This is a genomic window from Chitinophaga sp. (assembly GCF_035761305.1).
Classification (GTDB): Bacteria; Bacteroidota; Bacteroidia; order Chitinophagales; family Chitinophagaceae; genus Chitinophaga.
On sequence record NZ_DASTRI010000092.1, the window covers coordinates 1 to 10,646 of the forward strand.

General features: G+C 49.7%; 9 protein-coding genes. 6 read left to right on the forward strand and 3 right to left on the reverse strand.

Translation table 11 applies throughout. The annotated features are described in order from the left end of the window. Positions 1-194, reverse strand: a 194-nt coding sequence (locus VFS25_RS08420; protein ID WP_326461687.1) for a hypothetical protein, incomplete at its 3' end; no start/stop codon positions are given. Positions 195-498: 304 nt separating this feature from the next. Between VFS25_RS08420 and VFS25_RS08425 the strand changes: the two genes are divergently transcribed. From VFS25_RS08425 to VFS25_RS08445, 5 genes are all read left to right on the forward strand, one after another. After that, the gene (locus VFS25_RS08425) at positions 499-1,476 is read left to right on the forward strand and encodes a glycosyltransferase (RefSeq protein ID WP_326461688.1); all 978 of its coding nucleotides are present in this window, start codon (positions 499-501) and stop codon (positions 1,474-1,476) included. 12 nt (positions 1,477-1,488) lie between these two features. Next, complete coding sequence (locus VFS25_RS08430) at positions 1,489-2,205, forward strand: SDR family oxidoreductase (RefSeq protein WP_326461689.1); 717 nt, start codon at positions 1,489-1,491, stop codon at positions 2,203-2,205. A gap of 62 nt (positions 2,206-2,267) precedes the next feature. Next, a complete protein-coding gene (locus tag VFS25_RS08435) occupies positions 2,268-3,434 on the forward strand; it encodes a glycosyltransferase family 9 protein (protein ID WP_326461690.1) in 1,167 nt (388 codons plus the stop codon). After that, positions 3,409-3,630, forward strand: a complete 222-nt coding sequence (locus tag VFS25_RS08440; protein WP_326461691.1) for a hypothetical protein — start codon at positions 3,409-3,411, stop codon at positions 3,628-3,630. The genes VFS25_RS08435 and VFS25_RS08440 overlap by 26 nt, the downstream gene beginning before the upstream one ends. A 24-nt stretch (positions 3,631-3,654) precedes the next feature. Continuing rightward, the gene (locus tag VFS25_RS08445; protein ID WP_326461692.1) at positions 3,655-4,449 is read left to right on the forward strand and encodes a glycosyltransferase family 2 protein; all 795 of its coding nucleotides are present in this window, start codon (positions 3,655-3,657) and stop codon (positions 4,447-4,449) included. Positions 4,450-4,489: 40 nt separating this feature from the next. Here the strand turns inward: VFS25_RS08445 and VFS25_RS08450 are convergent, their stop codons facing one another. Together VFS25_RS08450 and VFS25_RS08455 are read right to left on the reverse strand one after the other, a co-directional pair. Next, a complete protein-coding gene (locus VFS25_RS08450; RefSeq protein ID WP_326461693.1) occupies positions 4,490-4,933 on the reverse strand; it encodes a YbhB/YbcL family Raf kinase inhibitor-like protein in 444 nt (147 codons plus the stop codon). Positions 4,934-5,040: 107 nt separating this feature from the next. Continuing rightward, positions 5,041-5,184 (reverse strand): hypothetical protein, encoded by a 144-nt coding sequence (locus VFS25_RS08455; protein ID WP_326461694.1) that lies wholly within the window; start codon positions 5,182-5,184, stop codon positions 5,041-5,043. Between the two features lie 473 nt (positions 5,185-5,657). Here VFS25_RS08455 and VFS25_RS08460 point away from each other — a divergent pair. Then, on the forward strand, positions 5,658-10,646 hold a 4,989-nt coding region (locus VFS25_RS08460), incomplete at its 3' end, for a tandem-95 repeat protein (RefSeq protein WP_326461695.1).

The window sequence follows — 10,646 nt, forward strand, 5'->3', positions numbered from 1 at the left end:
TGAAATATGTCCAGCAGCCGGTTGGTTTTAAGCGCATCTTTTTTGAGAAAAAGATAAGAATAGTATTTCCTGGTAAGGAAAGTAGCCGTATCTAATAGTAAAAGCCGGAACGTATGTACACTATTTTCATCTACATACTGCGCGCCTGTCAGGCGCTGCTTAATCGATAATAAGTATTGAATCGGGTGTTCCACGTTAAAAACAATTACTGTTCAAATAGCCAATAATCAGACCGGCATCACCCCTGGTAGTTAATTAACAGTTGTTGTTGTTTTGTGCGTAATTGATGTGAAAATTGTAAAAATGCATGAAGCCTGTGCACGCTAATGTGTAAGTATTGAAGCAATATGTAGAGGTCTGCCGGAAGGAAATCCTTTATCAAACGCTGTTAAAACGGTAAAACGTTGCATTTACAGCTTGTCACAACGGGCTGGTTTATTATTTGTGGATGATGGGTGCAGCTGTAAAGTAATTGCAGCGTTCTGTAAAAAAAATAATATGCAGCGAAGGTTAAAGATTTTTACATGGCACATTCACGGTAGTTACCTGTACTATCTTTCACAAGGTAATTATGATATTTATATTCCTGTAGATGCCGCAAGGGGCGAAGGGTACGGCGGAAGAGGCACTTTCGCGTTCGGTAGCAATGTAATAGAGGTGCCTGCCGGTGCTGTAAAATCGCTTGAGCTGGATTGCATCCTTTTCCAGTCGCACCGTAACTATCTCAAAGATCAGTATGAGGTATTATCAGCGCAGCAGCAACAGCTGCCGCGTATTTACCTGGAGCATGATCCTCCCCGCAGCTCACCTACCGATACGGCGCACCCGGTAGATGATCCTGCTGTTACCCTGGTGCATGTTACCCATTTTAACAAGCTGATGTGGGACAACAACCGCACACCGGCTACTGTGATAGAACACGGCGTTACCATGCCCGATGCAGCTTACACCGGCGAGCTGGATAAAGGGCTGGTAGTGATCAATAATATTGTAAAGCGGGGCAGGAGGCTTGGGCTGGATGTGCTGCAGGAAGTAGGCCGGCATGTACCGCTTGACCTGGTAGGCATGAATGCTGCTGAAGCAGGCGGCCTGGGTGAGGTGCCTTTGCATGAGCTGCCGGCATTTGCGGCGCGTTACCGCTTTTTCTTTAACCCCATCCGCTACACGAGCATGGGCCTGGCTGTATGCGAAGCCATGATGCTGGGCATGCCCATTATCGGTATGGCCACTACTGAAATGCCAACAGTAATCAATAACGGGTACAACGGTTATATTGATACCGATATAGAAAAGCTGATCCTCAAAATGAAGCTGCTGCTGCAAAACAGGGAGCATGCCATGGAGTTGGGCCGGAATGCAAAGGAAACGGCCATGCAGCGCTTTAACATCAGGCGCTTTACCGGCGACTGGGAATCGCTTTTCCGCCAGGTAACCTCATCATCATCCCGCCATATGGCGCAAGATACCAACAGTTAAAACATCAAATCTATGGAACAACAAAAAGTAATTCTCGTAACAGGCGGGGCGCAAGGACTTGGCCACGCTATTTGCAGCGCGCTGGCGGCAGACCACACCGTTATTATGGGCGACATACAGGAAGCAAAGGCCCAAGCAGCTGCGCAGGCTATAAAGGCCGGCAAAGGATCTGTTGTACCTGTGAGGTTGGATGTAACAGACGAGAACAATGTGCAGCAGGTAGTACAGCAGGTGAAAAAGCAGCATGGCAGGCTGGATGTAGTGATCAATAACGCAGGTATTGATGTTACAAAACCCATTATGGAGCTTACCGTTAATGAATGGGATAATGTGATGAAGGTGAACCTGCGCGGGCCTTTTGTTATGGCGAAAGCAGCCCTGCCGGTAATGGCGGAGCAGCAGGGCGGCCATATCATTAATATTGTATCAACCGCGGCGCTGCGCGCCTGGCCGGAAGCATCTGTGTATCATGCCACCAAATGGGGCCTGCGGGGGTTTACGCACGCTTTGTTTACAGAAGCCAGGAAACATAATGTAAATGTAACCGCAGTAATTGCGGGCGGTATGAAAACGCCTTTCCTGCTGGATCGTTTCCCCGACCTGGACCAGAGCAAGCTGCAGGACCCTGTTAACGTAGCCAACTACATACGCATGATTATACAGGGCCCGCCGGAAACAGCCGTACCGGAAATAATGGTGATACCCCTGCAGGAAACCTCATGGCCATAAGCCATAGCAGCAGCCATTACCAGTGAAGATGAATGATATTGTGAATGCGATAAACTAAAGCAATGCAACGGCAGAAAATAGCAGTATTACGGGCAAATGCGCTGGGCGATTTTATTTTTGCATTGCCTGCCTTACAGGCATTACGTACCAGCTTTCCTCATCATGAAATTGTTTACCTCGGAAGAAAAATGCACCAGGACCTGATGGCCGGCCGCCCGGGCCCTGTGGACAGGGTAGTGGTAGTGCCGCCTTACCCCGGCGTAGGAGAAAAAGAAACCTATGTGCCGGATGCCGCGCAGGTAGATGCTTTTTTCCATGACATGCAGCAGGAGCAGTTCGAGATTGCCATACAGCTGCACGGCGGCGGCGCCAACTCCAACCCGTTCCTCAAAAAGCTGGGCGCCCGCCTGAATGTTGGGCTGCAGGCGCCGGGCGCACCTCCGCTGGATATTAATGTGCCTTATATCACTTATTTCAGTGAAACCCTGCGTTTCCTGGAAGTGGTTAGCGCTATAGGAGCCGGCACCATGGATATACGGCCCAGGCTAACGGTTACGGATGAAGATATAGCGGAGATAGCGAAAGTATTACCGGAGCTGAACAGCGTGCCTTATGTGATGGTACACGCCTCCGCATCGGACAGGCGGCGGCACTGGCCTGCAGCACGTTTTGCCCGGGTGGCCGATTTTTTTGGTGCAAAAGGTTACCGGGTATGCTTTAACGGGCTGGCATCAGAATACGCCATTGTGGAAAACATTATCCGGCAAATGCAGTATGCCGGCATGGCCTGCAATCTTAGCGGGCAGCTGAGCATAAAGGGATTGGTAGGGCTGGTGGCCATGGCCAGGCTGATAGTGTCCAACGACTCAGGACCGCTGCATGTAGCCCATGCGCTTGAAATACCGGCAGTAGGTATTTACTGGGCCGGTAATATGATCACCGGTTCGCCGGTAGCCTGCCGCTACAGCCGGCCGCTCATATCGTGGACCTCCCACTGCCCGTTGTGCGGCATGCATGTGCAGCACCTGAACAACCGGCCCAGCGATTGCAGGCACGACACTTCTTTTGTTGCCGATGTGCAAACAGAAGAGGTGCTGGCGGCCGTACAGGATTTGCTGGAGCGGCCATATGAAAAGCAGCAGTCTTGCCGGCATACAGCAAAAATGTATGTAAGTGATTTTTTACAGGAAAAAGCAGCATCTGATGGAACTATCCATACCGCCAACTGAAACAGGCGGCACAGGGCAGATATGCAGCCTGCCGGCCGGCAACCGGTATGTTTGTGTGCATGCCGGCGCCCGTGACCCGTGCAGGTGGGCGCCGCTGGATAAAACGTTGCATTATGCAGTAACAGCAGACCAGGCAGGCGATGTTGATTTTGTGAAAAACTGCGCGTTAATGCGGCTGCAGGTAAAAACAGCATGAGAAACCGTGTAAAAGCAATGAGCGATGAAAGTATCAGTCCTTATTCCCACATGTAACCGTATAACCGCGCTTGCGGCCACCCTTACAGCATTGATGGCGCAAAGCTGCCGTAACTTCAGCGTTACGGTGGCAGACCAGGGAGAGCAGGAAGCGGCGCGGCATCCTTCTATACAAACCATTTGCAGGATCATGCAGCAGCAGGGCATTCCTGTGCAGCTGCTGGTGAACCTTCCTAAAAAGGGTATTGCACAGCAACGGCAGTTCCTGCTGGATCATTCCAACGGGCACTACTCGCTTTTCCTGGATGACGATGTAATACTGGAGCCGGATGCGCTGGAAAGAATGCTGGAGATGATGGACCAGGAAAAATGCGGATTTACCGGCATGGCCTTAATAGGCCTTAGCTATGCCGCCGACAAACGGGAGCATGAGCAGCAGATTGAATTCTGGGAGGGCCATGTGCAGCCGGAAACAGTGCGCCCGGGATCAAAGCAGTGGTTGCGCCACAAGCTGCATAACGCAGCCAATATTTTGCATGCCGGCCAAAAGATTGATACGCCGCAGAAATATAAAGTGGCCTGGCTGGGAGGCTGTGTGCTGTATGATACGGCGCGGTTGCGCGAGATCGGCGGCTTTGGTTTCTGGCAGCAGCTGCCGGAAGAGCATTGCGGTGAGGATGTAATGGTGCAGCTGAAGCTGATGGAAAAATACGGCGGCTTTGGCATTATCCCCTCCGGGGCCTATCACCAGGAGCTGCCTACCACTTTGCCTAACCGGGAGGTGAATGTCCCGGAATACTTAATGAATGCTGAACACTGATTGCCGCAGCCATCCCGGCGTTCAGCATTATTGTGCTGCCTTACCCCGCAGTGCAAAGCCCCAGCAGGTTGGCCTGCTCCAGTATGTGGCCCTGCATTTTTTCTTCTACCACTTCCCTTTCTGATGCAGCGGGCAGGTCCAGCACAATATCCAGGGCATACAGCCGGAACCAGTAATGATGGGTGCCCCTGAAGTATTTGGGGCAGGGGCCTTCATACCCGAATGAATGATTGTTGGCCAGTCCTTCTGTTGCGCCGTTGGGAATAGTGCCTGCTGCCACTGAAGTTACATGCGGCGGAATATTAAATACCATCCAGTGTGTCCATGGCCGTGGTGTTGCATCCACATCTTCTATGATCAGCACCATGCTTTTGGTACCGGCAGGTATGGTTTCAAACTCCAGGGGAGGGTTAATGTTTTTACTCAAACAGGTATACAGCACCGGTACGGCCTGGCCATGTTGAAATTCACTTTTTATTTTCATTGCTGTTATGGGTTTTAGATGCATACAGCCATCAAACCTCACGCCAGTAATAACAGCAAAGAAAAAGGGACCGGGAGGCGGGATGCATCCGGTCCCTTTTATTTTATTTACCGGTAATAGCCGTGGTGATGATAGTGGTGCGGGCGCGGATGCGGATGATGATAATATCCGGGCCGGTCGTACGCCACCATGCAGCTGGTAAATCCGGAAACAAGCACTAAAGCGATGATGAGATATTTTAACTTTTTCATGATAGTAGGATTTTGAATAAACGTGATAAATAATAAAAGTTAATCGTCTGCAGGCGCTTGAACTTTAGCTGCTGTAGTAAAGCACAAAACTGTGCCAGACCGGGCTTAGCAGTGTTATTTATTGTTAACTGTCCTGCATTTTCTTTTATAACACAAAAGTTATGGTTGTGAGGCACTTAGCCTCGCCCTAAAGAGGCTATATTTGCATATATATATAATAACCGAATACCGGAGTAACCGTAATCCGTGAAAAATAGAGAGTCATCAAAATAACACTTCAGTAGGGGACCATTTTTGATAAACATATCCTAAGAAGACGAGTAAGCGGTGTGACCTGGCTGGCGAGATGATTACTCCCTATTTCCTGCAACCGTTGCGGGACGGTTATTTTATGCCATATATCTATGATGCCACATTTACTACGTTTGCTGACTACGGGCTTATTGCTTTGTGCGTTGACTGCATACGGCCAGATGCCTTCCAGTCCGTGTGGTCCCAGCGGGGGTAAACGGGCAGATGTAATAAGCACCGATGTAAAATACAGCGCCCCGGGTTCCGGCGCGCCCGTTTTCAATATTCCGGCGGGCACAAAATCCATTTCCGTTTATATTTCATCCGAAACAGGTCTTACCGGTTTAAAGGATTATGCGCAGGGCGATGAGGATTTTATTACCATCAGCGCTATTATCGACATTGCGTCCAATACCTCATCCGGTTATGTGAACTATGCAAAAAACACCAATACGGATGGTTCCGGCACAAACGTGTATGGATGGCAGAATGTTCCGCTGGGTGCATTTATTCCGGCCGGCAGTAAGGTGGGAGATGCTGCTCCTGACCTGAACAATGTGAACTTTTCCATCTCCGGCAACACTTTAACCATTACCCAGGCGCAAACCGGCATCCATTCATCCTATTATGTACAGTACCAGTCGCCTTATACGAATTCTTTAAACCCCGTGGACCAGCAGGTGAAAGCATTGCTGCACGGCAGTGCGTCCGGTAATACAGACCTGGTGGTGCCCATTCCATCCGGAACAGATATTATTTTCATTTCCGGGAAAGGCACCAATTCCAGCTATGCCGATCTGAATACCAACGATGGTACGGAAGAAGGCTATGCCAATTTCCGTTTTACCATAGATCTTAACAAAGCAAGAACCGACGGATTTGTTACCCTGGCAAACGGCGGATCTGCGGACAGGCGTTCTACCTATGTGGTAAGTGGGCTAAGCAGCACCTATAGCGGCAGCCTGATTGGCTCGGGCGCCGAAACAGGCGATTATACGGCCAAGTCGGGTAATGCCGGGGCAGTAGGCCGTTATAACCCCAGGATATATATATCCGGCGGCAACCTGGTTATTAAGCGGGATGCAGACTATGCGCGGGATTTTGACGACGCCTACATCATGGAATTTTACACGCGCACCGGGCAGGAGATGAGCGCGGAGTTTGTGAATTCGGATATACAATTTATCTCAAAAGGGTTAAGCTCGGAGTCGGGCGTTAGCAGAACCTTTACTATCCCCCCCGGCACCAATGCCATTTATTTCAATGAAACAGGCAATGCGGTGAATACCGACAGGGAGAGTAACGAGAACTCGCTGGAAGCCTATGCATATATTGACCTGGTAAATGAAACGGCTTCGGGATATTTTTACCAGCAGGTAGGTTTATCCGGCACGCAGCGCAGGGATGATAATTATGCGTTTAAGAGCGTGCCCCTGGATAACAGCAGTACGCGCGCACATGCCAATACCGTAGGATTTAAAGGTCCTTATAATTATGATATTTCTTTTTCTTTATCTGCCGATAAAAGGCAGCTGACCGTTACTAATAAAACCGGTTTGGCCAATCCCGATTACCAGTTTTTACTGTCGGCGGATTATTATGGCTCAAAGCCGGATATTGCGTTTAATGCATCGGCTATTACTTTTGAGAAAACGGCAGCCTATAAAGTAAAGGCAACGCTAACGGTTTGTAACCCCGGCGCAGGCAATAGCAATGGCGGCATGCCTGTTTCATTTTACTATGGAGATCCTACGGTTGACCCGAACGCCAAATTGTTATACACCGGTACACTTAATGAAGGCATCCTGGCAGGGGAGTGCAAGCAGTTCTCATTTGAGATAGACCTGAGCAGCTTTGATAACCTGGACATTGCCCTTACTATTGTTATTAACGACAACGGCAGCTTTGTGCCCGGCGGCGTTGGGCATACAGTGGGCACACCGTTCGCGCTAACTTCGCTTGCCAACCAGCAATCTGTTTACCAGGAGTGTTACTATGGCAATAACCTGCTTACCAAAAGTATTGACGTAAATAATGTGCCTGTGGTAGAACCTGACCCGGACAACAGCTCCGGCGCCGGCGCTTATAACTACCAGAACTATTTTAATGCCGGCAGCAGCACAGGCGCCAATATTGCAGACGGTGACCTTACCATTATAGACCCCGATGCATCTGACCTGTATGCTGCCACCATTACCCTTACTAATACGCCTGACGGCAGCAATGAAGGACTGTATGTGAATGGCACGCTGCCGGCGGGCATTACCCTGTCGGGAAACGGCACTGCGGTAATAAGTCTTACGGGCCAGGCATCGCAGGCAGATTACATAGCTGTCCTGAAGATGATTGTATACAGGAACAGCAATGCATCGCCCAATACAAGCAACCGCACGATTACAGCGGTTGTGAATGATGGTGTTGAGAACGGGCCTGCTTCCACCACTACTATTATTATATTAACCAACCCGCAGATTAGTGTAACCGGTAACGGTAACGCTGTTGCAGATAACAGTACTACTACTGCAGCGGCAAACGGCACTGATTTCGGGATGGTATCGGCAGCCGCCGTAACGCATACATTCTCTATCGGGAATACGGGTACCGGAACAGTATCTTTAACAGCATCGCCCGCGGTAAGTATCAGCGGCGATGCAGGTTTTACCATTAGCCTGCAGCCTGCTGCTAATTCAATTCCTGTAACAGGAGCCGCCGGTTTTGGGGTACGTTTTGATCCTGCAGGCCATGCAGCAGGTACTTACACTGCTGTTGTGCGTATACTGAATAATGATGCCGATGCTGACCGGGCCAACTATACCTTTGCTGTTTCAGTTACCGTAAACAGCCCGCCGGTTATTAATGATAATAGTATATCCGGTGAGGAAGACCATACGCTGACCTTTGCCGCTACTGATTTTACAGGCGCTTACACCGATGCAGACGGTACGGCGCTAAACAGTATAAAGATTGCCAGTTTGCCTGATAACGGCAGCCTTAACCTCAATGGCGCTCTTGTTACCGTTGGGCAGGAGATACCTTTTTCACAGCTTGGCAACATAACCTTTGTACCGGCGGCAAACTGGAATGGCACTACGGGGTTTGACTGGAGCGCATCTGATGGTATGTCTTATGCAGCAGCTGCTGCCCACATGACTATTAGTATAACGCCTGTAAATGACGGGCCGCATATTATGGCGCCGCCCGGACTGGCGGTAGCAGAGGATATGCCGGCTGTTCTGGATAACGTGTCTTTCACGGATGTTGATGCAGGCACGGGCATTGTGACCGTTACCTTTTCCGCCACCAGCGGTACATTGAGCGCTGTGCCGGGGAGCGGCGTAACGGTTGGCGGCAGGCTGTCTTCCATTATTTTAAGCGGCACCCTTGCTGATATAAATGCATTTTTAGCAGGTAAAAACCTGGTGTACACAACTACTCAAAATCCACCATCTACCCTGGATCTTGTTATCAATATTTCAGATAATGGGAATACAGGTACAGGTGGTCCTTTGAAAGATACCTGGCATTTAACGCTGAACATTACCGCAGTAAACGATGCGCCTACTGGCACCGGGGATAGTAAAATTACGCCGGAAGACGCGCCGGTGAGCGGTGCTGTAACGGGTACCGATATAGACGGTGATGCTTTGACTTATGCCAAGGTCACTGATCCTGCCCATGGCAGTGTGGTAGTTGGTGCCGATGGTACCTATACTTACACCCCCGAAGCTAACTATCACGGCCCCGATAATTTTGATATTACTATCAGCGATGGTAATGGGGGTACAGCCATGGTGACGGTAAATATTACCGTTACCCCAGTGAATGATGCGCCTACTGGTACTGGCGATAACAAAACCACACCGGAAGATACGCCGGTAAGCGGCGCTGTGACCGGCACTGACATCGATGGCGATGCCTTAACCTATGCCAAGGCCACTGACCCTGCTCATGGCGCTGTGGTGGTTGGTGCTGATGGTGCATACACTTATACTCCCGAAGCCAACTATCACGGTGCTGATAATTTTGATATTACTATCAGCGATGGTAATGGCGGTACAGCTACGGTGACGGTAAATATTACTGTAACACCAGTGAATGATGCACCAACCGGTACTGGTGATAGCAAAACTACTATGGAAGATACGCCGGTAAGTGGCAGCGTAAGTGGCACAGATATAGACGGCGATGTATTAACTTATGCTAAGTCCACTGATCCTACGCATGGGAGCGTGGTTGTGGGTTCCGATGGAACCTACACTTACACCCCCGAAGCCAATTATCACGGCCCCGATAACTTTGATATTACTATTAACGACGGCAATGGCGGTGCAGCAACGGTGACGGTAAATATTACTGTAACACCAGTGAATGATGCACCTACTGGTACTGGTGATAGTAAAACTACTTTGGAAGATACGCCGGTGAGCGGCGCTGTGACCGGCACTGACATAGACGGCGATGTATTAGCTTATACCAAGGCTACTGACCCAGGGCATGGGAGCGTTGTAGTTGATGCTGATGGTACCTATACTTACACCCCTGAGGCGAACTATCACGGTGCTGATAATTTTGATATTACTATCAGTGACGGTAATGGCGGCACTGCCACAGTAACGGTTAATATTACCGTTAGCCCAGTGAATGATGCACCTACCGGTACTGGCGATAGCCAAACTACGCCGGAAGATACGCCGGTAAGCGGCGCTGTGACCGGTACAGATATAGACAGCGACGCTTTGACTTATGCTAAGGCCACTGATCCTGTACATGGCAGCGTGGTGGTTGGTGCTGACGGTGTATATACTTACACGCCTGAAGCTAACTATCACGGCTCAGATAATTTTGATATTATTATTAGTGACGGCAATGGCGGTACAGCCACTGTAACTGTTAGTATTACCGTAACCCCAGTAAACGATGCACCTACCGGTACTGGCGATAGCGAAACTACGCTAGAAGATACGCCGGTAAGTGGTGCTGTAACCGGTACAGATATAGATGGCGATGCCTTAACCTATGCGAAGGCTACAGATCCTGTACATGGTAGCGTGGTAGTTGGTGCTGATGGTGTATATACTTATACTCCCCAAGCCAACTATCACGGTGCTGATAATTTTGATATTACTATCAGTGACGGTAATGGGGGTACAGCAACGGTGACGGTTAATATT

What these genes read in the sequence shown, in the direction of transcription:
- VFS25_RS08425 (WP_326461688.1), top strand. Translation starts at nt 499, where the DNA reads ATGCAGCGAAGGTTAAAGATTTTTACATGGCACATTCACGGTAGTTAC.
- VFS25_RS08440 (WP_326461691.1), top strand. Translation starts at nt 3,409, where the DNA reads ATGGAACTATCCATACCGCCAACTGAAACAGGCGGCACAGGGCAGATA.
- VFS25_RS08445 (WP_326461692.1), top strand. Translation starts at nt 3,655, where the DNA reads ATGAAAGTATCAGTCCTTATTCCCACATGTAACCGTATAACCGCGCTT.
- VFS25_RS08430 (WP_326461689.1), top strand. Translation starts at nt 1,489, where the DNA reads ATGGAACAACAAAAAGTAATTCTCGTAACAGGCGGGGCGCAAGGACTT.
- VFS25_RS08455 (WP_326461694.1), bottom strand. Translation starts at nt 5,184, where the DNA reads ATGAAAAAGTTAAAATATCTCATCATCGCTTTAGTGCTTGTTTCCGGA.
- VFS25_RS08450 (WP_326461693.1), bottom strand. Translation starts at nt 4,933, where the DNA reads ATGAAAATAAAAAGTGAATTTCAACATGGCCAGGCCGTACCGGTGCTG.
- VFS25_RS08435 (WP_326461690.1), top strand. Translation starts at nt 2,268, where the DNA reads ATGCAACGGCAGAAAATAGCAGTATTACGGGCAAATGCGCTGGGCGAT.